The sequence below is a fragment of the Streptomyces sp. NPDC001599 genome, assembly GCF_042893535.1.
In the GTDB taxonomy this organism is placed as follows: domain Bacteria; phylum Actinomycetota; class Actinomycetes; order Streptomycetales; family Streptomycetaceae; genus Streptomyces.
In genome coordinates this window covers 130,809-155,371 of record NZ_JBIAVA010000006.1, presented here as the reverse complement: position 1 = coordinate 155,371, position 24,563 = coordinate 130,809, and the positions used below count along the sequence as shown (strand labels likewise).

At 72.7% G+C, this 24,563-nt stretch carries 23 protein-coding genes; 8 read left to right on the top strand and 15 right to left on the bottom strand.

The window, feature by feature from the left end; genetic code table 11:
* Positions 1-114: 114 nt before the first annotated feature.
* Positions 115-1,311 carry an FAD-dependent monooxygenase gene (locus tag ACFYZ3_RS17695; RefSeq protein ID WP_388518183.1) on the bottom strand — a complete coding sequence of 399 codons (1,197 nt, stop codon included), beginning with the start codon at positions 1,309-1,311 and terminating at the stop codon, positions 115-117.
* A 5-nt stretch (positions 1,312-1,316) separates the two neighbouring features.
* Positions 1,317-2,534: an FAD-dependent monooxygenase gene (locus ACFYZ3_RS17690; RefSeq protein ID WP_388518180.1), complete on the bottom strand. Its 1,218-nt coding sequence runs from the start codon at positions 2,532-2,534 to the stop codon at positions 1,317-1,319.
* Positions 2,535-2,750: 216 nt separating this feature from the next.
* Here ACFYZ3_RS17690 and ACFYZ3_RS17685 point away from each other — a divergent pair, with 216 nt between their 5' ends.
* The gene (locus ACFYZ3_RS17685) at positions 2,751-3,389 is read left to right on the top strand and encodes a TetR/AcrR family transcriptional regulator C-terminal domain-containing protein (protein ID WP_361006793.1); all 639 of its coding nucleotides are present in this window, start codon (positions 2,751-2,753) and stop codon (positions 3,387-3,389) included.
* A 752-nt stretch (positions 3,390-4,141) separates the two neighbouring features.
* On the opposite strand, the gene ACFYZ3_RS17680 is transcribed toward ACFYZ3_RS17685, so the two are convergent.
* From ACFYZ3_RS17680 to ACFYZ3_RS17665, 4 genes are all read right to left on the bottom strand, one after another.
* Positions 4,142-5,035: a cytochrome c biogenesis CcdA family protein gene (locus tag ACFYZ3_RS17680; RefSeq protein ID WP_388518177.1), complete on the bottom strand. Its 894-nt coding sequence runs from the start codon at positions 5,033-5,035 to the stop codon at positions 4,142-4,144.
* Complete coding sequence (locus ACFYZ3_RS17675) at positions 5,032-5,838, bottom strand: DsbA family protein (RefSeq protein WP_388518174.1); 807 nt, start codon at positions 5,836-5,838, stop codon at positions 5,032-5,034. Before ACFYZ3_RS17675 ends, ACFYZ3_RS17680 begins: the two co-directional genes overlap by 4 nt.
* A 68-nt stretch (positions 5,839-5,906) precedes the next feature.
* Positions 5,907-6,401 carry a hypothetical protein gene (locus ACFYZ3_RS17670; RefSeq protein ID WP_388518171.1) on the bottom strand — a complete coding sequence of 165 codons (495 nt, stop codon included), beginning with the start codon at positions 6,399-6,401 and terminating at the stop codon, positions 5,907-5,909.
* A gap of 51 nt (positions 6,402-6,452) precedes the next feature.
* Complete coding sequence (locus ACFYZ3_RS17665; RefSeq protein ID WP_388518168.1) at positions 6,453-6,839, bottom strand: hypothetical protein; 387 nt, start codon at positions 6,837-6,839, stop codon at positions 6,453-6,455.
* Between the two features lie 520 nt (positions 6,840-7,359).
* Between ACFYZ3_RS17665 and ACFYZ3_RS17660 the strand changes: the two genes are divergently transcribed.
* A complete protein-coding gene (locus ACFYZ3_RS17660) occupies positions 7,360-8,202 on the top strand; it encodes a DUF2637 domain-containing protein (protein WP_388518165.1) in 843 nt (280 codons plus the stop codon).
* 119 nt (positions 8,203-8,321) lie between these two features.
* Here ACFYZ3_RS17660 and ACFYZ3_RS17655 read toward each other — a convergent pair whose 3' ends face one another.
* Positions 8,322-8,765 carry a DUF6299 family protein gene (locus ACFYZ3_RS17655; RefSeq protein ID WP_388518163.1) on the bottom strand — a complete coding sequence of 148 codons (444 nt, stop codon included), beginning with the start codon at positions 8,763-8,765 and terminating at the stop codon, positions 8,322-8,324.
* 240 nt (positions 8,766-9,005) lie between these two features.
* Here ACFYZ3_RS17655 and ACFYZ3_RS17650 point away from each other — a divergent pair, with 240 nt between their 5' ends.
* Entirely contained in the window at positions 9,006-9,215 is a 210-nt protein-coding gene (locus ACFYZ3_RS17650) for a DUF5999 family protein (protein WP_388518161.1), read from the top strand.
* Between the two features lie 23 nt (positions 9,216-9,238).
* Here ACFYZ3_RS17650 and ACFYZ3_RS17645 read toward each other — a convergent pair whose 3' ends face one another.
* Genes ACFYZ3_RS17645 through ACFYZ3_RS17635 form a run of 3 tightly spaced genes read right to left on the bottom strand, consistent with a single transcriptional unit; the run spans position 9,239 to position 11,664 of the window.
* Positions 9,239-10,066: an alpha/beta fold hydrolase gene (locus ACFYZ3_RS17645; RefSeq protein ID WP_388518158.1), complete on the bottom strand. Its 828-nt coding sequence runs from the start codon at positions 10,064-10,066 to the stop codon at positions 9,239-9,241.
* A 27-nt stretch (positions 10,067-10,093) separates the two neighbouring features.
* On the bottom strand, positions 10,094-10,492 hold the full coding sequence (locus tag ACFYZ3_RS17640; RefSeq protein ID WP_388518155.1) for a RidA family protein: 399 nt from the start codon (positions 10,490-10,492) through the stop codon (positions 10,094-10,096).
* Complete coding sequence (locus ACFYZ3_RS17635; RefSeq protein WP_388518152.1) at positions 10,489-11,664, bottom strand: acyl-CoA dehydrogenase family protein; 1,176 nt, start codon at positions 11,662-11,664, stop codon at positions 10,489-10,491. The genes ACFYZ3_RS17640 and ACFYZ3_RS17635 overlap by 4 nt, the downstream gene beginning before the upstream one ends.
* 87 nt (positions 11,665-11,751) lie before the next feature.
* Between ACFYZ3_RS17635 and ambL the strand changes: the two genes are divergently transcribed.
* The 3 genes from ambL (at position 11,752) to ACFYZ3_RS17620 (ending at position 15,318) form a co-directional block, all read left to right on the top strand.
* Complete coding sequence (ambL, locus tag ACFYZ3_RS17630; RefSeq protein ID WP_388518748.1) at positions 11,752-13,458, top strand: aminobenozate:CoA ligase AmbL; 1,707 nt, start codon at positions 11,752-11,754, stop codon at positions 13,456-13,458.
* A gap of 1 nt (position 13,459) precedes the next feature.
* Entirely contained in the window at positions 13,460-14,305 is an 846-nt protein-coding gene (locus ACFYZ3_RS17625) for a PaaX family transcriptional regulator C-terminal domain-containing protein (RefSeq protein WP_388518149.1), read from the top strand.
* A gap of 101 nt (positions 14,306-14,406) precedes the next feature.
* Complete coding sequence (locus tag ACFYZ3_RS17620) at positions 14,407-15,318, top strand: sulfotransferase family protein (protein WP_388518146.1); 912 nt, start codon at positions 14,407-14,409, stop codon at positions 15,316-15,318.
* Here ACFYZ3_RS17620 and ACFYZ3_RS17615 read toward each other — a convergent pair.
* Together ACFYZ3_RS17615 and ACFYZ3_RS17610 are read right to left on the bottom strand one after the other, a co-directional pair.
* The gene (locus ACFYZ3_RS17615) at positions 15,306-17,762 is read right to left on the bottom strand and encodes a bifunctional salicylyl-CoA 5-hydroxylase/oxidoreductase (protein WP_388518143.1); all 2,457 of its coding nucleotides are present in this window, start codon (positions 17,760-17,762) and stop codon (positions 15,306-15,308) included. The genes ACFYZ3_RS17620 and ACFYZ3_RS17615 overlap by 13 nt on opposite strands.
* Positions 17,763-17,766: 4 nt before the next feature.
* Positions 17,767-18,594 (bottom strand): enoyl-CoA hydratase family protein, encoded by an 828-nt coding sequence (locus ACFYZ3_RS17610; RefSeq protein ID WP_388518140.1) that lies wholly within the window; start codon positions 18,592-18,594, stop codon positions 17,767-17,769.
* Between the two features lie 176 nt (positions 18,595-18,770).
* Here ACFYZ3_RS17610 and ACFYZ3_RS17605 point away from each other — a divergent pair, with 176 nt between their 5' ends.
* Positions 18,771-19,211 carry an ATP-binding protein gene (locus ACFYZ3_RS17605; protein ID WP_388518138.1) on the top strand — a complete coding sequence of 147 codons (441 nt, stop codon included), beginning with the start codon at positions 18,771-18,773 and terminating at the stop codon, positions 19,209-19,211.
* Here ACFYZ3_RS17605 and ACFYZ3_RS17600 read toward each other — a convergent pair.
* The 3 genes from ACFYZ3_RS17600 to ACFYZ3_RS17590 all read right to left on the bottom strand — a co-directional run bounded on the left by ACFYZ3_RS17600 (position 19,171) and on the right by ACFYZ3_RS17590 (position 23,009).
* Positions 19,171-20,610: an amino acid permease gene (locus tag ACFYZ3_RS17600; protein WP_388518135.1), complete on the bottom strand. Its 1,440-nt coding sequence runs from the start codon at positions 20,608-20,610 to the stop codon at positions 19,171-19,173. The two genes, ACFYZ3_RS17605 and ACFYZ3_RS17600, sit on opposite strands and share 41 nt — an antisense overlap.
* 103 nt (positions 20,611-20,713) lie before the next feature.
* Positions 20,714-21,721 carry an ornithine carbamoyltransferase gene (argF, locus tag ACFYZ3_RS17595; protein ID WP_388518132.1) on the bottom strand — a complete coding sequence of 336 codons (1,008 nt, stop codon included), beginning with the start codon at positions 21,719-21,721 and terminating at the stop codon, positions 20,714-20,716.
* A 64-nt stretch (positions 21,722-21,785) separates the two neighbouring features.
* Positions 21,786-23,009, bottom strand: a complete 1,224-nt coding sequence (locus ACFYZ3_RS17590; protein WP_388518129.1) for an arginine deiminase — start codon at positions 23,007-23,009, stop codon at positions 21,786-21,788.
* A gap of 225 nt (positions 23,010-23,234) precedes the next feature.
* Here ACFYZ3_RS17590 and ACFYZ3_RS17585 point away from each other — a divergent pair, with 225 nt between their 5' ends.
* Positions 23,235-24,530 (top strand): cation:proton antiporter, encoded by a 1,296-nt coding sequence (locus ACFYZ3_RS17585; RefSeq protein ID WP_388518745.1) that lies wholly within the window; start codon positions 23,235-23,237, stop codon positions 24,528-24,530.
* Positions 24,531-24,563 lie beyond the last annotated feature (33 nt).

Sequence of the window (24,563 nt, the reverse complement as noted above, 5' to 3'; positions counted from 1 at the left end):
GAAACAGGGGCGATCCGTCACGAGCAGGGGCGCGAGCCGCCCGGCCACCGCGATGCCCGCAGCGCACCAGGCTCCTACGACACGGATCGGCCCTGTCCGACGCGGACACCGTCGTCAACGCGACGTGCCGGACAACTCCATGGCCTGCGACCCGTCCGCCTCCGTCGCCGGCCGGCGGCCGCGGATCCTGCGGGCCAGACCGACGAGGACCGAGCGCAGCGCCTCGGCCCGACGGCTGGACGGGACGAACATCTGCTGCTTGAGCCGCGCGGTGCGCTGGTGCTTGGTGATGAACGGACGCAGCCCGGCCTCCCAGGCGTCCAGCGCGGCGGCGAGGTCGTCGGGGTGCTCCCGCAGGGCCGCACCCAGTGCGGCGCCGCCGCGCAGCGAGGACGTGGCACCCATGCCCGAGTAGAGGTTCATGCACCAGGCCGCGTCCCCCACCAGCACGACCCGCCCCGCACTCCACCGGTCCATCTTCACCTGGTGGATCGAGTCGAACAGGTGGTCAGGGGCCTCTTCCAGCGAGTCCAGGACGTGGCGCACCACGGGGTCGTCCAACCCGGAGAAGACCGCGCGCAGCCGCTCGACCCGCGACCCGCTGAACTGCTCCGGGATGTCCCTTGTCCGGTAGGTCAGCAGCGCGGTGGGCGCGTGGTCGGCGAGCCCGAACACCCACACCGCCCGCTTGGCGCGCGCGATGATGATGCTGTCGCTCGCCTCGTACGTGGGCACCTGCTCCTTCAGCTGGAAGGCGCAGATCATCGCGTTCCACGTGGTCAGGTGGTCCTCGTGCGGACCGAACACGATCCGGCGCACGCTCGAGCGCATCCCGTCCGCGCCGACCACCAGGTCGAAGCTCTCGCGGTACTGGGCACCGGTGTCGGCGTTCTCGAGCAGGACCTGCACCTCGGCAGGACCTTCGGTGATCGCTACCGGAGTGGTCGCGAACCGCACCTCGACACCCGTGATGCTCTGCCACAGCGCGGCCTCGATGTCGCCGCGCAGCACCGCTGCCGGCCCTCCGGGCTGGTCCAGGAATCCCAGAGCCGGCCTGCGCCTGCCCCGGCGAGCCACCGACCACGCATTCGTGCCGGCCGCCCGTTCCGGGTTGCGGGTGTGCAGGTGGTCGGCGATGCCAAGGTCGACCGCGGCCTGCCGGCCCTCCGGGAACAGCCCGACGAAGTAGCCCCCGGTGCGCCGCTCGGGCGCCCGTTCGACGATCACCGGCGTCCAACCGGCCCGGCGCAGCCCGATCGCGGCGGACATCCCCGCTATGCCGAGCCCCACCACCAACGCCCTCTTCGGCATGGCCGTCACCGCGCCGTACCGGACGGGACAGCGGCCGTCGCGGCGGTGAACTCCGCCGCCAGCCGACGGTGGACGACCCTGCGGACCAGATCGAGAACGCCCGATACCAGCACCTGGACCGGGCGGCTGGACGGTACGAACCGCTGTTGCTTGATCCGTGCGGAGCGCCGCTGGCTGGTGATGTAGGGACGCAGGCCGGCCTCCCAGGCGTCCAGCGCGGCGGCGAGGTCGTCGGGGTGCTCCCGCAGGGCCGCACCCAGTGCGGCGCCGCCGCGCAGCGAGGACGAGGAGCCCATGGCCGAGTAGGTGTTCATGCACCAGGCCGCGTCCCCCACCAGCACGACCCGCCCCGCACTCCACCGGTCCATCTTCACCTGGTGGATGGAGTCGAACACGTGGTCAGGGGCCTGCTCCAGGGAGTCCAGGACGTGGCGCACCACGGGGTCGTCGTCCATCCCGGAGAAGGCCGCGCGCACCTGCTCGATCGACGACCCGGCGAACCGGTCCGGGATGTCCTCGGTGCGGTAGGTCAGCCACGCGCAGGGCGCGTGGTCCGCGAGCCCGAACACCCACATCGCACGCTTGGGGCGCGAGACGATGATGCTGTCGCTCGCCTCGTAGGAAGGCACCTGCTCCTTCAGCTGGAACGCGCAGATCATCGCCTTCCAGTTCGCCAGGTAGTCCTCGTCCGGACCGAACACCATCCGGCGCACGCTCGAGCGCATCCCGTCCGCGCCGACCACGAGATCGAAGTCCTCGCGGTACTGCTTCCCGGTGCCGGCGTCCTCGAGCAGGACCTGCACCCCGCCGGCGCCCTCGGTGATCTCGACCGGAGTGGTCGCGAACCTCACCTCGACCGCGTCCTCGGTGCCGTCGCCGGTGATGCCCTGCCACAACGCGGCCTCGATGTCGCTGCGCAGCACCGCTGCCAGCCCGCTGGGCGCGTCCAGCAGTCCCAGGGCCGGCTTCCGCCTGCCCCGGCGATCCACCGACCACGAGTTCCCGCCCGGTCGCCATTCCGGGTTGCGGGTGTGCAGGTGGTCGGCGATCCCCAGGTCGGCCGCGGCCCGCACACCCTCGGGGAACATGAAGATGAAGTAGCCCCCGGTACGTCGCTCGGGTGCCCGTTCGACGATCACCGGCGTCCAACCGGCCCGGCGCAGCCCGATGGCCGCGGACATCCCCGCTATCCCGAGCCCCACCACTAATGCCCTCTTCTGCATGGCTTTCCTTTCTCCGATCACGTTCTGACGAATGGACGGCTCCGGCTGACCGCGATCCGCCGCCGCTCCCGGTGATCCGGATTCGCCGGCCGCACAGCAGGTCCGCAGACGGGCGACGCATCGGGCGCGGTGACGACGGCAGCACGCATCACGGGCCTTCCTTAACTAAGTTCAGCGCCGTAGCCAGCATTCCTGAACGCTGTTAAGGTGTCAACCATGACCAAGGGCATCACCCGGGAGCAGATCGTCGCGGCGGCGCTCGAACTCCTCGACGACCAGGGCATGGACGCCCTCACCGTCCGCGCACTCGCCTCCCGGCTGGACGTCCGCCCCTCCGCCCTCTACTGGCATGTGCGCAACAAGCAGGAGCTGCTCGACGAGATGGCCACCGAGGTCATGCGCCGCGTGGCCGGCGCCCTCGCCGCGGTCCCGCCGGGCGACGGGTGGCGCGACGACCTCGCCGCCTACAGCCGCGTGCTGCGCTCGGAGTACCTGCTCCACCGCGACGGGGCCCGCATCTTCAGCGGCACCCGGATCACCGACCCTGAGGTGATCCGCATGAAGGAGCCGCTGTTCGAACGCTGGACCGCGTCCGGCTGGAAGCCCACCGACGCGGACGACGCCATCGACCTGGTCACCGCGTTCGTCGTCGGCTTCGTCATCGAGGAGCAGGAGAGGCGCCAGGCTGCCGGGGCCGATCCGTCGCGCTACTCGATCGACCGGCGCGACGTCTGGCTCGGCGAAGGTGCGTCACTGGTCAAGGAGGCCGGACACCTCCACGACGACGGCGACCGACGGTTCGAACGGCTCCTCGGCATGGTCCTCGACGGGATCGCCGCCCGGCTGGACGCGTGACTCACCCGCGCCTGCGCATGACGGTCGCGCGCACGCTGCTCGCCGGGGTCGCGGTGGGGCTGTTGGCCACGTTCGCCCGCCACAACCGGTGCCGCTGACAGGCCGACTTCCGGGTCACCCACAGGCGCCGCAACCATGACACGCGAGACGCTTCAGGGAAGGGAACACTGGCCGGACGCCCGAGCGGCCCCTTCCGACGGGCACCCGCCACGACACCGGGAGGAGGCGCTCCCGCATCGGGCCGTCGGACCCGATCGCGAGCACGGCGCCGTTACAGAGGCGCACGGCCTCCTCGGAGTCGACGACCGCGAGGGACCCGCCCGCCCGGGCCGAAGGCGACGGACTCGACCCGTACTGGTGTGGGCGAGGAACGGACCGCCCACCTCGGCGCCGCCGGCGGAAGTCCCACCGCCGCACGCCGCCGTCCTCGTACGCGGCGGCGAGCATAGCGCCGTCGGGGCTGAAGGTGATCGACCTGACTCCCGTGGAGGGGGAGGCGATCGGCTCACCGACCGGGGCGCTCGGCTTGATGCCCCACAACCGGAGTCTGCCGACGAGGTCGACGGTGACGAGGGTCCTGCCTCGTCGTCGGGGCGCGGGTCCACGGAGTTCCGGACGGGTTGCCGCTCGAACTTCCCCGCCGGCCCGGCCGCCAGCGGCGTCGACCGCTCGGCATCCCAGTCGTCCCGCCGCTCTCCCACACCAGCCGCCCGGTCGTGACGACGAGCCCAGCGGCAACACACAGTAGTGGGCTACGTCCTCATGCGTGAGTGCGCGGCTGAATCACCCTCCCCCGGCCCGGACTCCGGCGGTGGCTGTGCTTGCCGCCTCCCGCCGGGCCGGAGCAGCACCAGCAGGGCGGTCAGCGCCGCCACCCCGGCCAGGACCAGGAGGACCACCCGGTCGGACACCGCCGCGCCGATGTCGGACAGCCGTTCCTCCAGGGCGAACTCCGTGTCGGTGTCCAGCACCGACGGCAGTGCGGAGGTGCCGTCGAAGGCCAGGAACGCCACTCCGAGCGCGATGAAGAGCAGGCCGCCGAGGAGGGTGGTGCTGTGCAGGGTCAACGGGCCCGCGCGGAAGGTCCGGCCCCGCAGCCAGCGCCTGCGGCCCAGGTCGAACCGGTCCCAGAGCAGCGCCAGTACGAACATCGGGACCGCCATTCCCAGCGCGTAGACGGCGAGCAGCACCCCGCCGTGCAGCGGGTCGCCGTCCACGGCCGCCACGGTGAGGACGGAGCCGAGGATCGGTCCGGCGCAGAATCCCGCCAGCCCGTACACCGCTCCGAGGGCGAACACCGACAGGGCCGAGCCCGAACGGCGTCCGCCCGCGGCCCGCGCCATCCGGCGGGAGCCGAAGCCCAGCCCGGCGATCTGGGCCACGCCCAGGGCGATGACCGTCCACCCTCCCGCCGTGACCAGGGCGTCCCGGTGCCCGTAGAAGAGGCGGCTGGCGAACGAACCGGCCACGCCGAGCGGTACCAGCGTCGTGCACAGTCCGGCGTAGAACAGGCCGGTGCGTGCCATCAGCCGGGTGCGGCTGGTGAAGGAGTAGGCGAAGAAGGCCGGCAGCAGCAGTGCGCTGCACGGGCTGAGCAGGGCGAGCAGGCCGCCGAGGAAGGCCATCGCCAGGCCGGCTTCGCTCATCGTCCGGCCGAATTCGTCGTCGTCTTCGCCGTCTTCGCCGCGGTCTCGACGGCTTCCTCGAAGGTGTCCGTCGGCTGGGCGCCCAGGATCGGCCTGCCGTTGACCAGGAACGCCGGGGTGCTGGTCACGCCCAGGGTGTAGCCCTCCTCCTGGTCCTCGCGGACGGCGCCGCGGGCCTCGTCGGAGGCCATGTCGGCCTGGAAGCGTTCGATGTCGGCGATTCCCGCCTCGCGGGCCATGGCGACGAGGTTCTCGGCGTCGAAGGCACCGGTGTTGCGTTCGCGCGGCTTGCCGTAGGCGACGTCGTGGAACTCCCAGAACTTCTGCTGCCGCCCGGCCGCCCAGCCGGCCAGCGCCGCCTGTTCGGACTCCTCGCCGAAGATGGGGAAGTTGCGCCACTCGATGCGCAGCGTTCCCTTGTCCACGTACGAGCGCAGCAGTTCGGGCTTGGTCTCGCGGGCGAACCGGCCGCAGAACGGGCACTGGAAGTCGGAGTACTCGATCAGCACCACCGGAGCGTCCGGGCGCCCGACCGCCAGCGGATCGGACGCGTCGCGGCGGGCGAGGGCGAGCAATCCCTCGTCGGCGGGCGCCGGGTCGGCGGGGCCGGTGACGGTCGGGGGTTCACCGGCCTTCTCCTCACGGTTGTCCGCGTCGTCGAGCGTGAGGGCGAAGGCCGCGGTCACCGCGGCGGCGACGAGCACCGCCACGGCAGCGACCGTCCGTCCGCGGCCGCGGCCGCGGCGGGACGGGGACGGGGTGGAGGTGGAGGACGGGGTGGAGGAGGGGGTGGATCCAGTCATGGGGTACCTCAGACGGGTGAGGAGGGAAAGGAAGACAAAGAGTGAGGGGTGCGCAGCCGTGCCGCGGGTCAGGCCGAGGGCGTGACCGGGCACTCGGTCTCGGCGGAGAGGCGGCGCAGCGCGGCTTCCGCGAGCAGCCCCGCCGACAGCACGGCCAGCAGCGGTTGCAGCGGAGCCCAGTAGCTCAAAGCGCCGGAGGCTCCGAGGAGCACGAGGACGAACTTGTTGCAGACCGGGCAGCCGACGGCGAAGAAGGAGAGCACCCCGCCGATCGCCCCGAGCCGGCCGCCGTCGGCGGCGTGCGGCTCCGGGGAGGACGAGGGCCGGCGCACGTAGGTGGTCAGGACGATGCCGGCCAGGACGGCCGTGACGGCCAGGGCCGGGTAGTTCCACCACTGCACGGGGACCGACCGGCCGAAGAGCGGATTGGGCACCACGTCGGTGGGCGCGCCGACCAGGACCGCCGTGGCCAGCGCACCCGCGCCCGCCACGGTCCACTGCCGGGACCGCCAATCACGTAGTGCCGCACCCGCCCGCCGCCATGAGCGCGGGGAAGAGGGCATGCCGAAGAACTCCGTTTCCGAGGATGCAGGGACGCGGCCGAACGGGCCGGTCTACATCCGCAGAACGGAGTGAAGGGTCGGTGGGGGCGGATCGGGGCCGCCGGCGAACACGCCGAAGTGCTGTGGCACGAGGGGCGCGGGATCGGTGTGCGGCGACGTCGCGCGCGGGAAGGCGGCGGACGGCGGCGGGTTCTCGGCCCGCTGGACACTTGAGTCGCCGATCGCCTTCTTGCCGCACGGTGCCGCGGCACCGTCGGACGGTTTGGCTGCGGCTGGGGCTGCGGCCGCGGTGTGTACCCGCTCCGCAGCGGGCGCGGGCGTCCCCCGTGCTCCGCTCTCCGCGTGCGCGAAGACGCACAGCAGCCCCACCACGGCCACGAGGAGGGCCAGCACACCGCGGACGTGGGCGTGTGCCCGCCCGGGTGCCGCTCGCTTCATCGCCGCTCCTGCGCTGTCCGTGGTCACGGCCACCCTAGGTCACGCGCCGCCAGGACCCGTACCGGGCCCGGACGCGCCGTCGGGCCGCGCTTCTTCCCCCGGTCGCGCGATCTCCGACGATTTTCGTACCGGACGGCGACCGAACCGGTGTGAATTCGAGATTGGGTAAGTATCGCAGAAATCGTTCACTCGACTGCCGCGCATCCGACGGAGTAGGCAGACGTTACTTCGGATATGACCGAGGAACACGGGGAATTCACGGCGCTTGGCCCGTACACCTACAGGCCCGGCAGAAATCACTGTCCGTCACCGAGCGACGGAACTCTGACCAGAGGCGGGCACCCCGTCCCGCTCCGGGTGACCGAACCCGTGCTGCAGCGGTTCCTGGACGTCATGACCGAGTTGGAGACCGGCCTCGCCGAGCGGTGGGGCCGGGCGCAGGGCTCCTTGACGTACACCCGGGCGGAGTGACCGGCACCTCGTGTACGAAGAACACTACGGAGAACACACTCACCCCCGCATGCCGTACGGCGAAGGTCCGTTCCGCACCACGGGCACCGGTCGGCACCGCGCGCCCGAGGCGGCCTCCCAGGAGACCCTGGTCCCGCCCGAACCCGGTTGGGACCCGGCCGAGGAACTCGCGTTCCTGCTCCAGGACGCGATGGAGCAGCAGACCGGAGCACCCTCCGCGACGGACACCTCGGCGCTCGCACCCGCCCCCGGCACACCGCTGAGCAACTTGCAGGAGATCACGGCGGAGCTGCCCCCGTTGAGGGAGTCCCCGACGAGTCACCGCAGGGTCCGCAGAGGGAGAAAGGTGAGCCGGCTGCGCGCCGCGAGCCTGTTCGTCGCGGCGCTCGCCGCGGTCATCGCCGCCTCCGTGAGCCTGTTCGGCGGCATGGTGGCCTACGAACCGTTGCGGCTGGCCGCCGTGACCCGCACCCGCGGCAGCGTCGTGTCCTGGTGGCCGCTGCTGGTCTACGGGCCCTGGCTGGTGGCCTCGCTGGCGGTGCTGCGGGCCGCGCTGCACCAGCGCCGCGCGGTGCACTCCTGGGCCGTCGTCCTGCTGTTCTCGGCCATCGCGATGCTGCTCTGCATCGCGGAGGCGCCCAGGACGATCAGCGACGGCGCGGCGGCCGCCCTGCCCGGCCTGGCCTCGCTGGTCTGCTTCCAGCAGGTCATCCGCCAGATCACGCTCACCCGTCCGCCGCGGCGGGCGGTGCCGCGCCACCGGCAGCGCGCCGCGGTCACTCCGGGTGACGATCCGGGCAGGGCGGCCGCCGATCCGGTGTCCCTTCCGCAGCAGCGGCAGAATGCCGTGCGTTCGCCGCGGCCCGGCGCGGGGCCCGGAAAACGAACCTGACCGGAGCGGAACAAGGCGGTCGTAACGATCTTCCATCTCCTTCGGAGAATGTGAAGAGAAGGAAATGCGGAATGCGTTGCGGATCGCGCCCGGACGGATACGGAAGGGCACCGCGCGGGTCAGCCCGCCGTCAGGACCACGTCCTGTCCCTGCCGGGCGTGGAAGCTCGGGAGCGGCACGATGCCCATGGGGCGCAGCTCCATCAGGGTGGCCTCGACGTGGGCCGCGCCGGGCTGGAGGACGACCGTGTCGGGCGTCCCGGTGTTGACCCAGCGGCGCTCCAGGCCGTCGCAGACGGCGCGGGTGCCGCCGACGCCGAAGCGGGCGGACGGGTCGCTCTGGCTCACGGTGGAGCTGACGAAGACCGGGCCGCTGCCGCCGGTGCAGCGGTAGGTGCCGGAGAGGGTGACGCTGCCGTCGGCGGCGATGCGGCCGGTCGGATCGACGGTCACCGACTCCGCGACGAGGCGGGCGTCGTGGGGCGCGGCCGTGGCGGCGGGGGCGGCGAGCAGGAGCAGGGCGGCGCCGGCGGCCGTGGCGAGGGCGGCGGGGCGTAGGGGCATGGGGAACCTCCCGGTCGGTCGGAATGAGAGGTTCCACTGGTACCGGGCGGAGGGGCCGGCGGCAGTGACCGTCACCCCTTCGGTGGCGAGTCCGGGCCGGCCGTCGTGGAACCGTCCCCGGCTTGTCCGGGTGTTGTCACGCTTGCCGCCCGGTACTTGGCGATGACTTCCCGGCGGGCGCACCGTCTGTACACGCGACGGTCCCGAGGACGGGACGGTCTCCCGACATGGAGGTGCGCCATGTGTGTCCACCGGCCTTCCTGCCCCGCTTCCGACTCCCCCGAGGCGAGCGTCGTCACCGCGCACGTCGTGGCCGCCCATCCGGAGCAGGGATGGAACCTGCTGTGCGACGGCACGGTCGTCTTCGACGACACCGGTGAGCTGCTCCCCGACGGCCGTGTGGTCGCCCCCTGCCGGGTGCCCGCCGGGCGCCTGGTGATGGCCGCCTGAATACGTCCGGCAGGACGCGGGACTCAGTCCTTCTCGGCGACGAACTCCCGCAGCAGGGAGGCGAGCAGCTCCGGCTGGTCCTCGGGGATCAGCGTCCGGGTGTCCTCGACCTCCACCAGCCGTCCCTGCGGGAGGAGTTCGGCCAGGCGCCGGCCGTGGGCACGGGGCATCATCAGGTCCTCGGTCGCCCAGACGACGAGTGCGGGCCGGTCGAACCTCCGCAGGCCCTGGGCGGCTTCGAGCAGTTCGTCGCGGCGCACGTGCGTGCCGTAGTGCCGGAAGTCGCGGCGGATCGCCGGGTCGGTGCGCAGCGGGCGCAGCCAGCCGTCGACTACCTCGTCCGGCACGGGCCGCTTGGTGAGCGCGCCGATGCCGACCGGGAGGCGCCGCAGCGGCCTGAGGCCGAGGGTGCGCACCAGCAGGGACACGCCGCCGGGGGCCCGGCAGGCGATGCCGATCAGCTTCCCGGGCAGGCCCGGTGGGTAGTTGTCGAACGCCTCGCACGCGACGAGCGCCAGCCGCGCGAGCCGCTCCGGGTGCCGGGCGGCCACCGTCTGGGCGCGCCCGCAGTCGTTCTCGACGAGGGTGACGTCGGTGAGGTCGAGGCGGTCGAGGAACTCGGCGATCAGCTCGTTGACCAGGTCGGGTGTGGGTGGTCGGCGCATCGGGCGGCGGTGGGCGCCGTAGGGCAGGGTCGGCGCGATCACCCGGTGGTCGGTGCGCAGGTCGGCGAGGACCTTGCGCCAGACGGTCGCGTCGTGGACGAGGCCGTGGAGAAGGACGACGACCGGGCCGTCGCCGCCGGTGTCCTCGTACTCGATGGTTCCCGCGCTCAGTTCGATGTCCGGCATGCCGGAATGCTAGGCGTCGCGGGCCCGCTAGGGCAGTACCGCGAACCCGTCCAGTTCCACCAACGCCCGTTCGTCCCAGAGCCGTACGACCTCCACGACCGCCATCGCCGGGTAGTCGCGGCCGGCCAGCTCGCGCCAGGTGCGGCCGAGTTCGGCGGCGTGGGTGCGGTAGGCGGCGACGTCGGTGGCGTAGACGGTGACGCGGGCGAGGTCGGCGGGGGTGCCCCCGGCGGCGCGCAGGGCGGTGAGCAGGTTGGTGAGGGCCTGCTCGAACTGGGCGGGGAGGGTGTCGCCGGTGACCTTGCCGTCGGTGTCGAGGGCGGTCTGGCCGGCCAGGAAGACGACGCGGGTGCCGGTGGCGACGACGGCGTGGGAGAAGCCGGTGGGCGGGGACAGTTGGGGTGGGTTCACCCGTTCGGCGGTCATGCTCCGGCCTCCTTGCTCGTGGTGTCGGTCCGGGAGGGCTGGTATGTCCGGTACAGCTCCTTGGCGACGATGCCGCGTTGGACCTCGCTGGCGCCCTCGTAGACGCGCGGGGCGCGCACCTCGCGGTAGAGGTGTTCGAGGAGGTGGCCGCGGCGCAGGGCGCGGGCGCCGTGCAGCTGGACGGCGTGGTCGACGACGTACTGGGCGGTCTCGGTGGCGAGGAGTTTCGCCATCGCGGCGCGCTTCGGGACGTCCGGGTCGCCCGCGTCGTACGCCGTGGCCGCCGCGTACACCATCAGGCGGGCCGCCTCGGTGCGCAGCGCCATCTCGGCGACCTGGTGGGCGACGGTCTGGAGGTCGCGCAGCCTGCCGCCGAAGGCCTCGCGGGCGGTGGTGTGGGCGAGGGTCGCGTCCAGGGCGGCCTGGGCCATCCCGACGGCGAAGGCGCCGACGCTGGGGCGGAACAGGTTGAGGGTGTCCATGGCCACCCGGAAGCCGCGGTCGGGTTCGCCCAGCACGTCGTCCGCGCCGACGGGCACGCCGTCGAAGGCGAGGGCGCCGAGGGGGTGCGGCGAGAGCATGTCGAGCGGGGTGCCGGTGAGGCCGGGGCGGTCGGCGGGCACCAGGAAGGCGGTCACCCCGCCGGCCCCGGCGCCGGGGGTGGTGCGGGCGAACACCGTGTAGAAGTCGGCCTCGGGGGCGTTGGAGATCCAGCACTTCTCCCCGGTGAGCCGCCAGGCGGACGCGCCCGCGCCGTGCCCGGTCTCCGGTTCCGCCCGCAGCGACAGTGCCGCCGCGTCCGAGCCCGCGTCGGGCTCGCTGAGGGCGAAGGCGGCGACCGCGGTGCCGTCGCTCACGCGGGGGAGCCAGCGGGCGCGCTGGGACTCGGTGCCGTGCGCGTGCACGGGGTGGGCGCCGAGGCCCTGGAGGGCGAGGGCGGTCTCGGCCTCCGTGCAGGCGTGGGCGAGGGACTCGCGCATCAGGCACAGGTCGAGCGCACCCGAGGTGAACAGGCGGGGCAGCAGGCCGAGGGAGCCCAGCTCGGCGACCAGGGGGCGGTTGACGCGGCCCGGCTCGCCCTTCTCCGCGAGCGGGCGCAGCCGTTCGGCGGCGAGGGCGCGCAGCTCGTCGCACCAGGTGAGTTGTGCCGGTTCGAGCGAGAATGCGGTCATCGCCGGTCCCTTCCCCTGCTTGCCCGACTGCTCCCTGCCCACCGGACGGACCGCCGGGCACCGATCGAGGTTATCGCGCCCCGTTGACTGTCGTCACCAACACGATACGCTCGTTGCGCGAGCCCACCACGACAAAGGGGGCGAACCGCCATGGCCGATCCGCGCCGCGCGGACCCGCACCGCTCCGCCCACGTCGACACCTTCGCGCGCGACCACCTGCCGCCCCCCGAGCAGTGGCCGGAGCTGCTCTTCGACCTGCCGGAGCTGCGCTACCCGGAGCGGCTGAACTGCGCCGCCGAGCTGCTCACCGGCCCGCCCGACGACCGCCCGGTCTTCCGCACCGCGTCCGGGGACACCTGGACCTACGGCGGGCTGCGGGACCGCGTCGACCGGATCGCCCACGTGCTCACCGCCGACCTCGGCGTCGTCCCGGGCAACCGGGTGCTGCTGCGCGGCCCCACCGGCCCGTGGCTGGCCGCGTGCTGGCTGGCGGTGCTGAAGGCGGGCGCGGTGGCGGTCACCGTGCTGGCCCAGCAGCGCCCGCACGAGCTGCGCGCGATCTGCGAGATCGCCCGGGTGGGGCACGCGCTGTGCGACGTCCGGGCCGTCGACGACCTCGCCAAGGCGGAGATCGCCGGCCTGCGGATCACGACGTACGGCGGGGACGCGCCGGACGACCTGCACAGCCGTACGACGTCGGACGCGGTGCCCGCGACGCCCTACCGGGCCGTCGACACCGCCGCCGACGACGTGGCGCTGATCGCGTTCACCTCGGGCACCACCGGGCGGCCCAAGGGGTGCATGCACTTCCACCGCGATGTGCTGGCGATCGCGGACACCTTCTCCGCGCAGGTGCTCAAGCCGCGCTCCGACGACGTCTTCGCGGGCAGCCCGCCGCTCGGTTTCACCTTCGGGCTCGGCGGTCTCGTCGTCTTCCCGATGCGGGCCGGGGCGAGCGCCCTGCTGCTCGAACAGGCCGGCCCCAGGCAGCTGTTGCCGGCCGTCGCCGAGCACCGGGTGTCGGTGCTGTTCACCGCGCCGACGGCGTACCGCGCGATGCTCGACGAGCTGGACGGGTACGACGTGAGCAGCCTCAGGCGCTGTGTCTCGGCGGGCGAGAACCTGCCCGCGGCCACCTGGCGGTCCTGGCACGAGCGCACCGGAGTGCGGATCATCAACGGCATCGGCGCCACCGAGTTGCTGCACATCTTCGTGTCCGCGGCGGACGACGCCATCAGGCCCGGCACGACGGGTGTTCCGGTGCCGGGGTGGCACGCGCGCGTACAGGACGCGAACGGCGCGCCGGTCCCCGACGGGGAGCCCGGACTGCTGGCGGTGCGCGGTCCGGTGGGCTGCCGGTACCTCGCGGATCCGCGCCAGCGGGAGTACGTGCGCGGCGGCTGGAACGTCACCGGGGACACCTACGTCCGCGAGCCCGACGGGTACTTCCGGTACGTGGCACGCGCCGACGACATGATCATCTCCGCCGGGTACAACATCGCCGGGCCCGAGGTGGAGGACGCCTTGCTGCGCCACCCCGACGTGGTGGAGGCGGCGGTGGTGGGCCGTCCCGACCAGCACCGGGGCCAGGTGGTGGTGGCGCACGCGGTGCTGCGGGAAGGGGCCGCGCGGGACGCGGACGCGCTGCGCGCGTTCCTGCGCTCGGAACTGGCGCCGTACAAGTGTCCCCGGGAGATCGTCTTCCTGGACGCCCTGCCGCGCACGGCGACCGGCAAGCTCCAGCGCTACCGCCTCCTCGACCCGACCGGGCCGGGCGTGCCGCCGACGACATAAGATGATCAATGTGTCCGACCAGCACGTACAGCCCGCTCCGAGGTCCCTCATCGTCACGCTCTACGGCGCGTACGGCCGCTGGGCGCCGGGCCCGGTGCCCGTCGCCGAGCTGATCCGGCTGCTGGCCGCGGTCGGGGTGGACGCGCCCTCCGTGCGTTCGTCGGTGTCCCGGCTGAAACGGCGCGGGCTGCTGCTGCCCGCCCGTACGGCCGAGGGCGCGGCGGGGTACGAACTCTCCGCCGAGGCCCGTCAGTTGCTCGACGACGGGGACCGGCGCGTCTACGCCACCACGCCCCACGGGGACGAGGGCTGGGTGCTCGCCGTGTTCTCCGTGCCCGAGTCGGAGCGGCAGAAGCGGCACGTCCTGCGTTCGCGCCTGGCCGGTCTCGGCTTCGGCACCGCGGCGCCCGGCGTGTGGATCGCCCCGGCCCGGCTGTACGCGGAGACCCGGCACACCCTGGGCCGACTCGGCCTGGACTCCTACGTGGACTTCTTCCGCGGTGAGCACCTGGGCTTCACGGCGACCGCGGAGGCGGTGGCCCGCTGGTGGGACCTGGCCGCGATCGCCAAGGAGCACGAGGCCTTCCTCGACCGCCACGCACGCGTCCTGCACGGCTGGGAGCGCCGGGCGGACACGCCGCCCGAGGAGGCCTACCGCGACTACCTCCTCGCCCTGGACTCCTGGCGCCACCTGCCCTACACGGACCCCGGGCTGCCCGCCCGGCTGCTGCCCGAGGACTGGCCCGGCACGCGCTCGGCGGCCGTCTTCCGGGCGCTGCACGAGCGGCTGCGCGACGCGGGCGCGCACTACGCGGCCATGGGACCGGCTTCGCCTCCCGAGCAGTGAGCACGCCACGCTCTGTGAGTCACATCGCATTCCGAGGGGATCAGTGAACCCTCAGCCTCCTCAGACCCTCTTCTCAGGTTTCTCCCCTAGCGTGCGGACGCATGAGTCTCGCACGTAACTTGAACCGGGCCCTCACCGTCACCACCGGCCTCCAGGTGCGGAGAGCACCCCGGGCGGCGAACGGGAGTCCGAAGGGGAGGCGGGGAGGGAAGTCCGCCGCCGCGCAGCCCACGGCGGGCCGGGCGGCCCCGTACCGATGTCCGTCGGCCGGGGAACTGCCCACCGACCGGTTGCTGCGAAGGCCCGTCTTCATCATCTCGTCCATCCGTTCCGGCTCCACCCTGCTGCGCATGATGATGGGGGCCCACCCGCGGCTGCACGCCCCGCACGAACTGCACGTCGGCAAGCTGGAGGTCGCCTGCGCCAACTGGCACTCCGAGCGCGCGATGGGGGAACTCGGCCTGCTCCGCGGCGATCTGGAGCACCTGCTGTGGGACCGCGTCCTGCACCGTGAACTCACCAGGTCCGGCAAGGACTTCGTGGTCGAGAAGACACCGGCCAACGCCTACATGTACCAGCGTCTGGGGGACTGCTGGCCCGACGCGCGCTTCGTCTTCCTGCTGCGCCACCCCGAGTCGATCGCCCGCTCCTGGCACGAGAGCGACCCCGTCAAGCGGCCGAAGGACACGGCCGTCACGGACGTGCTGCGCTACATGACGGCCGTGGAGGAGGCCCGGTCGGCGGACGCCGACGGCTTCACCGTGCGCTACGAGGACATCACCGGCGACCCCGAGCGCGAGATGCGCCGCCTGTGCGCGTACCTCGGCGTCGACTACGCGCCGGCCATGCTCAACTACGGGAAGAAGAGTGGTGCCGAGCTGGTCAGGGGCCTGGGCGACTGGCGGGAGAACATCCGCACCGGCACCGTGCAGCCGGGACGCGCGCTGCCCGGCCGGGACGAGATCCCCGAGCGGCTGCGCCCGATGTGCGCGGCCTGGGGCTACCCGTCCTGACGCGGGCCGTGCAGCGTGAGTCTCGGCTTGGGGGCGTCGCTGCGTCCGGTGCGCGGCGGTCGGCTGCCCGCCCGGTAGGGCGCGGGCCAGCGGGCGCCCGGCCCGTCGTAGCCCTGCTCGGCGGCGGCGTGCAGCGTCCAGTGCGGGTCGTAGAGGTGGGGCCGGGCGAGGGCGCACAGGTCGGTGCGCCCGGCCAGGATCAACGAGTTGACGTCGTCCCAGGAGGAGATGGCGCCGACGGCGATCACCGGGACGCCCGCCTCGTGGCGGATACGGTCCGCGTACGGCGTCTGGTACGACCGTCCGAACTCGGGCCGTTCACCGGCGACGACCTGGCCCGTGGACACGTCGAGGGCGTCGGCGCCGTGCGCGGCGAAGGCCCGGGCGATCTCCACCGCCTCCTCGTCGCTGGTGCCGCCCTCGGCCCAGTCGGTGGCGGAGATCCGTACGGTCATGGGCCGCTCGTCCGGCCACACCTCGCGTACGGCGTCGAAGACCTCCAGGGGGAAGCGCAGCCGGTTCTCCAGTGAGCCGCCGTAGGCGTCGGTGCGGTGGTTGGTGAGCGGGGAGAGGAAGCCGGAGAGCAGGTAGCCGTGGGCGCAGTGCAGTTCGAGCAGGTCGAAACCGGCCCCGGCGGCCCGCTCGGCGGCGGCCCGGAACTGCTCCCGCACGTCCGTCAGTTGCGCCCGGGACAGCTCGCGCGGGACCTGGCCGCCGGGCCGGTACGGCAGCGGGGAGGGAGCCACGAGGGGCCAGTTGCCCTCGGGCAGCGGTTCGTCCATGCCCTCCCACATCAGCCGGGTCGAGCCCTTGCGGCCGCTGTGGCCCAGCTGTACGCCGATCGCGGTGCCGGGCGCGCTGTCGTGCACGAAGTCGGTGATCCGCCGCCACGCCCCGCCCTGCCGGCCGGTGTAGAGGCCCGCGCAGCCGGGGGTGATGCGGCCCTCGGCGCTGACGCACACCATCTCGGTCATCACCAAGGCGGCACCGCCGAGGGCCCGGGCGCCGAGGTGGACCAGGTGGAAGTCGCCGGGGACGCCGTCGGTGGCCGAGTACATGTCCATCGGGGAGACGACGACGCGGTTGCGCAGGGTCAGGCCGCGCAGCCGGAACGGGGTGAACATCGGGGGCGTGTCCGGCGGGCAGCCGAACTCGCGCTCCACCTCGCCGGTGAAGTCGGCGTCGCGCAGCCGCAGGTTCTCGTGGGTGACCCGGCGGCTGCGGGTGAGCAGGTTGAAGGCGAACTGGCGCGGCGGCTGGCCGAGGTACCGGTCCAGGTCCTCGAACCACTCCAGGCTGGCCTTGGCCGCGCGCTGCGTGGAGGCGACGACGGGGCGCCGCTCCTCCTCGTACGCGGTCAGCGCCTCCTGGAGGGTGGGCCGCTCCTCCAGGCAGGCGGCGAGCGCGAGGGCGTCCTCGACGGCGAGCTTGGTGCCGGAGCCGATGGAGAAGTGGGCGGTGTGGGCGGCGTCGCCGAGCAGGACGACGTTGCCGTGCGACCAGCGTGCGTTGACGACCGTGCGGAAGGTGGTCCACGCCGACTTGTTGGACCGCAGCGGGCGGCCGCCGAGCGCGTCGGCGAAGATCTTGGCGCAGCGGGCGGTGGACTCGGTCTCGTCCGGTTCGTCGAAGCCGGCCGCCCGCCAGACCTCCTCGCGCATCTCGACGATGACGGTGGAGGCGGCTTCGTTCTGCGGCCCGTAGGGCCTCGTTGAGGGGTGGTGGTCGGGCGACGGGCGGGAGTAGGGGTAGCCGTGCAGTTGCATGACGCCGTGTTCGGTCTCGGCGATCTCGAAGCGGAAGGCGTCGAAGGCGAAGTCGGCGGCGAGCCAGATGTAGCGGCAGCGGTGGGCGGTGAGCCGCGGCCGGAAGACGTCGCGGTACGCCTCGCGAGTGGCGCTGTGCACGCCGTCGGCGGCGACGACGAGGTCGTGGGTGCGCGCGAGGCGGTCCGGGGGCGGTGCCTCGGTGCGGAAGCGGAGCTCCACGCCGAGGTCGCGGCAGCGCTGGTGCAGGATCTCCAGGAGGCGGCGGCGACCCAGGGCGGCGAAGCGGTGTCCTCCGGAGGTGTGGCGGGTGCCACGGTGGACGATGTCGATGTCGTCCCAGCGGACGAAATGGGCCTTGAGTGCCTCGTAGACGGTGGGGTCGGCGTGTTCGATGCCGCCGAGGGTTTCGTCGGAGAGGACCACGCCGAAGCCGAAGGTGTCGTCGGGGGCGCCTCGTTCGTAGACGGTGACCCGGCGGTCGGGGGCGAGGCGTTTGAGGAGGGCGGCGGTGTAGAGGCCGCCGGGGCCTCCGCCGACGATCGCCACTTGCAGGGGGTGGCTTGTCTTCGCGGGCGAGTGCGGGTTCGTGGGGGCTGGTCGCGCCCCGCGGCGGAGCCGCTGATCGACACGGCCCCGCGCCCCTGGGTTGGCTCCACTGCCCTGGGACGAGAGCATCCGTCTACCTCCCTTGCCACTTCGGGGGGCGTTTTTCCGTGAAGGCGGCGTGGAATTCGGCGTAGTCCTCGCCGGTCATCAGGAGGGCCTGGGTGGACGCGTCCAGTTCGACCGCTGCCGCCAGCGGCATGTCCAGCTCGGCCGTCAGGAGGGCCTTGGTCTGGGCGTGAGCCAGGGCCGGGCCGTCGGCCAGGCGCCGGGCCAGGGTGCGGGCGGCCTCGTCGGCGCGGCCCTCTTCGGTCAGCTCGCTGATCAGGCCGATGCGCTCGGCCTCGGATGCGCGGACCGTGTCGCCGAGCATCAGCAGCCGGGTGGCGTGGCCGAGGCCGACCACGCGGGGCAGCAGGTAGGCGGCGCCCATGTCGCCGCCGGAAAGGCCGACGCGGGTGAAGAGGAAGGCGAAGCGGGCGGACGGGTCGGCGACGCGGAAGTCGGCGGCCAGGGCGAGGACCGCCCCCGCACCGGCGGCGACCCCGTGCAGCGCGGCGATCACCGGGAACGGGCATTCCCGCACCGCCCGCACCACCTGGCCCGTCATCCGGTTGAAGTCGAGCAGCGTCGCGGTGTCCATGGACAGGGTCGCGCCGATGATCTCGTCCACGTCGCCGCCGGAGCAGAAGCCGCGCCCCTCTCCGGCCAGCACCAGCGCCCGCACCGACCGCCGGCGGGACAGCTCGGCGAGCAGGTCGCGCAGGTCGGCGTAGGCCTCGAAGGTGAGGGCGTTGAGCTTGTCGGGGCGGGCGAGGGTGACGGTCGCGACGCCGTCGGCCACCTCGACGCGCAGGTGCCGCCAGTCGGGGGTGGGGGCGGCGGAGCCGGTGAAGGGACTCATGACACTCGAAGTTATCACCCTTCTGTGACTGTCGTCACGGGTGCGCGATACGCGGATCGTGTCGGGGGCCGAAGGTCCCGGGGGGTGCCCGTCGAACGGCTCTGCCGGGCGGCGCCGTACCATTCATAAGGTTGAAAGCAGGACAGGACTCCCCTGCTCCACGAAACGGACCTGCCGTGCACGATCACTTCCCCGCACCCGCCTCCTGGCGCATCGCACTGCCGCACTCCGCCGCGGCGGTGCCGGTGGCGCGTGCCCTGGTGCGCAACGCCCTGGCCGAGCTGGAGCACACGGCCGACGGGGACACCGCGGAGCTGCTGACGGCGGAGCTGGTCGCCAACGCGGTGGAGCACACCCCGGCCGGCCCGACCTCGATCGAGCTGGTGGTGGAGCTGATGCCGACCGGCTGCCAGGTGGAGGTCCACGACCCCGACCCGTCGCCGCCGGCCGACCTCACCCGGCCGGACGTGGAGCCGCCCGACCCGTGGCGCGAGGACGGGCGCGGTCTGCTCCTGATCCGCGCCCTCAGCTCGTCCTGCGGTCACCGGCCCACCCGGTCGGGCAAGGCGGTCTGGTTCAGGCTTCCTGCGGTACCCGCTCAGCGTCGTCCGCACTGACGGCGGTCCGGGCCAGGCGGGAGTGGCGGCGCCCGTAGGCCGTGTAGACCAGCAGTCCCACCGCGAGGAACACCGCGAACTGGAGCCAGGTGGCCCCGCCCGTCTCGTACATCAGGTACAGGCAGAAGCCGATCCCGAGCAGGGGTGTCGCCGGGTAGAGCGGCACGCGGAAGGTGCGGGCGAGGCCCGGTTCGCGGCGCCGCAGGGTGATCACCGAGACGTTGACGGCGGCCATGGTGGCGAGGGTTCCGATGGTGCACAGGTTGACCACCGCGTCGAGCGGGGCGAAGGCCGCGGGGAGGGCGAAGACCACGCCGACGATCAGGGTGCCGGCGACGGGGGTCGCGGTGCGCGGGGAGACCTTCTCGAAGACCCGGGGGATCAGTCCGTCCCGGGACATCGACATCAGGATGCGGGTCTGGCCGTACATCACGGCGAGCACCACGGAGGCGATGGCGACGACCGCGCCGAAGGCGACCACGCCGCCGCCGATCGCGGAGCCGGTGACCTCGTCGACGACGTAGGAGAGCGCGGCGGGCCGGCCGCCGACCTGGTCGCCGCCGACGGCACCGATCGCGGCGACGGCGACCGCGCAGTACAGCAGGGTGACCAGGCCGATGCAGACCAGGATGGCGACGGGGATGTCCCGGCGCGGGTTCTTGGCCTCCTCGCCGGCCGTGGTGATCGCGTCGAAGCCGATGTAGGAGAAGAAGGCGGCGGTGGTGCCGGCGCCGATGCCGCCGAGACCGGCCGGGGAGAAGGGGGTGAGGTTGCCGTCCCGGAAGGCGTAGAAGCCGACGGCGCAGAAGGCGAGCAGTACGGCCAGCTTGAGGACGGCCATGGCGGCCGTGGCGCGGGCGCTCTCCCGCACGCCGCGCACCAGGAGCACGCAGGCCAGGGCGATGACGATCACCGCGGGCAGGTTGACCGCGCCGCCGTCGCCGGGGCCCGCGGACAGGGCGTGCGGCAGCTGGACGCCGAGGACGCTGTCGAGCAGCTCGTTGACGTACTGGCTCCAGCCGACCGCGACCGCCGAGACCGACACGCCGTACTCCAGGAGCAGGCACCAGCCGACGAGGAAGGCGGTCCGCTCGCCGAGCCCGGCGTAGGCGAAGGAGTAGGAGGAGCCGGAGACCGGGATCGCGCCGCCCAGCTCGGCGAAGGCGAACGCGGTGAACACGCAGGTGATCGCGGCGAGGACGAAGGAGACGACGACGGCAGGCCCGGCCTCGGCGACGGAGTCGGACAGGCCGACGAAGATGCCGGTGCCGACGATCGCGCCGACGCCGAAGCAGATGAGCTGGAACAGCCCCATCGTGCGCTTCAGGCCGTGACCTTCGCGGTCCGCGCCGGATTCGGCGACGAGGAGGTGGGGGGACTTGACGCGGGAAGCGGGCATTGCGGGTGGTGCTCGTTTCTGGTGGTGCGGGGCGCGGGGGTGATCGCGCGGGCGGCACCGGAAGGGGTGGCTCCGGAGCCGCCGGTCAGAATAACGGTCCTGGTCAGGCCAGCGTGGCCACGAGGACGGCCTTGATGGTGTGCAGCCGGTTCTCCGCCTCGTCGAAGACGACCGAGTGCTCCGACTCGAAGACCTCGTCCGTGACCTCCAGGGAGTCGAGCCCGTAGGTCTCGAAGATCTCCTGGCCCACCTTGGTACCCAGGTCGTGGAAGGCGGGCAGGCAGTGCAGGAACTTGACGTCCGGGTTGCCGGTGGCGCGCAGCACGTCCATGGTCACGGCGTAGGGCGCGAGGGCCTTGATGCGCTCCGCCCAGACCTCCTTGGGCTCGCCCATGGAGACCCAGACGTCGGTGACGACGAACCCGGCGCCCCGCACCCCCTCGGCCACGTCCTCGGTGAGGGTGATCCGCGCCCCGCTGGCCCCGGCGAGCCGGTGCGCCCGGTCGACGACCTCCTGGGCGGGCCAGTAGGACTTCGGGGCGACGATGCGCACGTCCATGCCGAGCAGGGCGCCGGTGACCAGGTAGGAGTTGCCCATGTTGAAGCGGGCGTCGCCGAGGTAGGCGAAGGTGATCTCCCGCAGGGGGCGGTCGCTGTGCTCGGTCATGGTGAGCACGTCGGCGAGCATCTGGGTGGGGTGCCAGTCGTCGGTCAGGCCGTTGTAGACGGGGACGCCCGCGAAGGCCGCCAGCTCCTCGACCTTGGTCTGGCTGTCGCCCCGGTACTCGATACCGTCGAACATGCGCCCGAGGACGCGGGCGGTGTCCTTCACGGACTCCTTGTGGCCGATCTGCGACCCGGCCGGGTCGAGGTAGGTCGTGGACGCGCCCTGGTCGGCGGCGGCGACCTCGAACGCGCAGCGGGTGCGCGTCGAGGTCTTCTCGAAGATCAGCGCGATGTTCCTGCCCTGGAGGTACCGCGTCTCCGTCCCGGCCTGCTTCGCGGCCTTCAGTTCCGCGGCCAGCTCGATCAGGCCGCGGAACTCCTCCTCGGTGAAATCCAGCTCCTTGAGGAAGTGGCGGCCGGCGAGGGCGGTCGGGACTGTCGCCATGGGGGCGCTCCAGAGGTGCAGGTCGGGGACTGACTCCTGGAAGTCTATACGAACTTCTGAATTTCTATACAGGCTCTCGCTCCACCGGGCAGCTCATGCAGCGCGGCCCGCCCCTGCCCCGGCCCAGTTCGCTGCCCGGGATCTCGATCACCTCGATGCCCTGTTTGCGCAGGTGGGTGTTGGTCGTGGAGTTGCGTTCGTAGGCGACGACGACGCCCGGCTCGACGGCCAGGACGTTGCAGCCGTCGTCCCACTGCTCCCGCTCGGCCGCGTGCACGTCCTGGGTGGCGGTGAGGACCCGGATCTCACCGAGGCCGAGGGCGGCGGCCATCGCGCGGTGCATGTGCTCCGGCGGGTGGTCGGTGACCTTCAGGTCCTTCTCCCCGGCGCCCGGCTCGATGGTGTAGGAGCGGAGCATGCCGAGCCCGGCGTACTGGGTGAAGGTGTCGCCGTCGACCATCGTCATCACCGTGTCCAGGTGCATGAAGGCGCGCCGCTTCGGCATGTCCAGGGCCACGATGGTCCGGGCGGACCCGGCGGCGAACAGTTTGTGGGCGAGCATCTCGACGGCCTGGGGCGTGGTGCGCTCGCTCATGCCGATGAGCACGGCGCCGTTGCCGATGACGAGGACGTCGCCGCCCTCGATGGTGGAGGGGTAGTCGGCCTGCCCCTCGGACCAGAGGTGGAAGGTCTCGTCGCGGAACACCGGGTGGTGGCGGTAGATCGCCTCGAAGTGGACCGTCTCGCGCTGCCGGGCGGGCCAGCGCATGGCGTTGATGGACACCCCGTCGTAGATCCAGGCCGAGGTGTCCCGGGTGAAGAGGTGGTTGGGCAGCGGGCCGAGCAGGAAGTCGTCCAGCTCCATGGCGTGGAAGCGCACGGAGGTCGGCTCCGGGTGCGCGTCCAGGAACTCCCGCTTGGTCATGCCGCCGACCAGCCACTCGGCCAGCTCGTGGGCGGGCAGGGTCTCGAAGGCGGCCCGGAGGTGGTCCGTGGCCAGCACTCCGTACTCCTTCTCGTCGAAGACCCGGTCCAGGACGAGCCGCCGCGCGGCCGGGACGTCCAGGGTCTCGGTGAGCAGGTCGCCGAAGAGGTGCACCGCCACCCCGCGGTCGCGGAGCACGTCGGCGAACCCGTCGTGCTCGGCGCGCGCCCGGCGCACCCAGAGCACGTCGTCGAAGAGAAGGGCGTCCTTGTTGCTGGGGGTGAGCCTTTTGAGCTCGAGATCCGGCCGGTGCAGGATGACGCGGGTGAGCCGCCCGGCTTCGGAGTCGACTTGGAATCCCATGTCTCCATCCTGACCACTCCGGCGCCCGTTCACCCCCTGCTTTCGCGTGCCCGTGACCACAGTGCGCCCTCCGGGTGCCCCCGTGCGACGGCGGGGCACCGCGGCGCCGCCGCGTAAAGCGTGGCGACGGCCGGAGTGCCCGGCCGCACGTCAGGGGGAGGCCCGTTGAGTTCCGACATGCTGAGTACGGACACGCTGAGTACGGACACGCTGAGTTCCGGTGCCTTGAGTCCCGATGCCCTGATCACCCACTTCGTGGGTGCCTCGGCGCTGATCCTGGTGGCCGCCCACAGCGGTGGGTGGCTGGCCCGGCGGCTGGGGCAGCCGTACATCGTGGGCCAGTTGGCGACGGGGATCGCGCTCGGCCCCTCGCTGCTCGGCAGCACGGCACCGCACGCGTACGCGGCCCTGTTCCCGGCGGCGATCGGTCCGGCGCTGACCGGGCTCGCGCAGTTCTCGCTGGTGGTGTTCCTGTTCGCGGTGGGCTACGAGCTGGACCTGAAGGTGCTCGGTGTCCGGGCGCGCAGCTCGGTGAACGTGGCGCTGGCCTCGTTCGCCGTGCCGATGGCCGTGGGCAGCGGCTGCGCCCTGCTGTTCGGGGACGCCCTGCACGACCTGGGCATGCCCGGGGACCTCTCCCCCGGCATGGTGGTCTTCGCGGGGGTCGCCCTGGCGACGACGGCGGTACCGGTGCTGACGGCCATCGTGCGCGAGAACGGGCTGTCCCGCACGGTGCCCGGGGTGGTGGCCGTCTCCGCCGCCGGGGTGCTGGACGCGATCTGCTGGACGGTGCTGGCGGGCGCGCTGCTGAACGCGGGGGGCGGCGACGGCGCCGGAGGGGGGCTCGACTGGCCGTGGCGGGTGCTGCTCACGGTCGGTTACGTCGCCCTGATGGCGTGCGCGGCCCGTCCGCTGCTGCGCCTGCTGCTGTGGCGGACCCGGCTGGAGCCCTCGCTCCGGATGGCGCTGCTCATCGGCTTCGCGCTCGGCTCGGCGTGGGTCACGCACGCGCTGGGACTGCATGTGATCTTCGGTGCGCTGCTCGCCGGCGTGGTCGTCCCGCGTGAGGAGGGCGGCACGCTCGACCCCGACCTGCTGCGGCCGCTGCTGTCCGTGGCCTCGCTGCTGCTGCCGTTCTTCTTCGTGCTGTCGGGCCAGTCCGTGGCGCTGAACAGCATGACGGGCACGGGCTGGGCCGCCCTGGCGGTGGTGACGCTGCTCGCGGTCGTGACGAAGATCGGCAGCGGGGCGGCCGCGGCCGCTCTGGGCGGCCTCGACCGGCACGACGCGTGGACGGTCGGCATCCTGCTCAACACCCGGGGGCTGACCGAGCTGATCGCCCTCAACGCGGGCCTGGACGCGGGCCTGCTGAGTGCCCCGCTCTACACGGTCCTGGTCTTCATGGCCCTCGCCACGACGCTCCTGACCCAGCCCCTCCTGCTGCTGAACGCGCGCTTCGCCACGCGCGAGCGCCGTCCGGAGTCGGCCCGGTCCACGGCGGTGAAGCCGTACGCCGGGTGACTCCGGCCGGCGCACGCCGCACCGCCGGGGGCC

What these genes read in the sequence shown, in the direction of transcription:
- ACFYZ3_RS17695 (WP_388518183.1), bottom strand. Translation starts at nt 1,311, where the DNA reads ATGCCGAAGAGGGCGTTGGTGGTGGGGCTCGGCATAGCGGGGATGTCC.
- ACFYZ3_RS17690 (WP_388518180.1), bottom strand. Translation starts at nt 2,534, where the DNA reads ATGCAGAAGAGGGCATTAGTGGTGGGGCTCGGGATAGCGGGGATGTCC.
- ACFYZ3_RS17685 (WP_361006793.1), top strand. Translation starts at nt 2,751, where the DNA reads ATGACCAAGGGCATCACCCGGGAGCAGATCGTCGCGGCGGCGCTCGAA.
- ACFYZ3_RS17680 (WP_388518177.1), bottom strand. Translation starts at nt 5,035, where the DNA reads ATGAGCGAAGCCGGCCTGGCGATGGCCTTCCTCGGCGGCCTGCTCGCC.
- ACFYZ3_RS17675 (WP_388518174.1), bottom strand. Translation starts at nt 5,838, where the DNA reads ATGACTGGATCCACCCCCTCCTCCACCCCGTCCTCCACCTCCACCCCG.
- ACFYZ3_RS17670 (WP_388518171.1), bottom strand. Translation starts at nt 6,401, where the DNA reads ATGCCCTCTTCCCCGCGCTCATGGCGGCGGGCGGGTGCGGCACTACGT.
- ACFYZ3_RS17665 (WP_388518168.1), bottom strand. Translation starts at nt 6,839, where the DNA reads ATGAAGCGAGCGGCACCCGGGCGGGCACACGCCCACGTCCGCGGTGTG.
- ACFYZ3_RS17660 (WP_388518165.1), top strand. Translation starts at nt 7,360, where the DNA reads ATGCCGTACGGCGAAGGTCCGTTCCGCACCACGGGCACCGGTCGGCAC.
- ACFYZ3_RS17655 (WP_388518163.1), bottom strand. Translation starts at nt 8,765, where the DNA reads ATGCCCCTACGCCCCGCCGCCCTCGCCACGGCCGCCGGCGCCGCCCTG.
- ACFYZ3_RS17650 (WP_388518161.1), top strand. Translation starts at nt 9,006, where the DNA reads ATGTGTGTCCACCGGCCTTCCTGCCCCGCTTCCGACTCCCCCGAGGCG.
- ACFYZ3_RS17645 (WP_388518158.1), bottom strand. Translation starts at nt 10,066, where the DNA reads ATGCCGGACATCGAACTGAGCGCGGGAACCATCGAGTACGAGGACACC.
- ACFYZ3_RS17640 (WP_388518155.1), bottom strand. Translation starts at nt 10,492, where the DNA reads ATGACCGCCGAACGGGTGAACCCACCCCAACTGTCCCCGCCCACCGGC.
- ACFYZ3_RS17635 (WP_388518152.1), bottom strand. Translation starts at nt 11,664, where the DNA reads ATGACCGCATTCTCGCTCGAACCGGCACAACTCACCTGGTGCGACGAG.
- ACFYZ3_RS17625 (WP_388518149.1), top strand. Translation starts at nt 13,460, where the DNA reads ATGATCAATGTGTCCGACCAGCACGTACAGCCCGCTCCGAGGTCCCTC.
- ACFYZ3_RS17620 (WP_388518146.1), top strand. Translation starts at nt 14,407, where the DNA reads ATGAGTCTCGCACGTAACTTGAACCGGGCCCTCACCGTCACCACCGGC.
- ACFYZ3_RS17615 (WP_388518143.1), bottom strand. Translation starts at nt 17,762, where the DNA reads ATGCTCTCGTCCCAGGGCAGTGGAGCCAACCCAGGGGCGCGGGGCCGT.
- ACFYZ3_RS17610 (WP_388518140.1), bottom strand. Translation starts at nt 18,594, where the DNA reads ATGAGTCCCTTCACCGGCTCCGCCGCCCCCACCCCCGACTGGCGGCAC.
- ACFYZ3_RS17600 (WP_388518135.1), bottom strand. Translation starts at nt 20,610, where the DNA reads ATGCCCGCTTCCCGCGTCAAGTCCCCCCACCTCCTCGTCGCCGAATCC.
- argF (WP_388518132.1), bottom strand. Translation starts at nt 21,721, where the DNA reads ATGGCGACAGTCCCGACCGCCCTCGCCGGCCGCCACTTCCTCAAGGAG.
- ACFYZ3_RS17590 (WP_388518129.1), bottom strand. Translation starts at nt 23,009, where the DNA reads ATGGGATTCCAAGTCGACTCCGAAGCCGGGCGGCTCACCCGCGTCATC.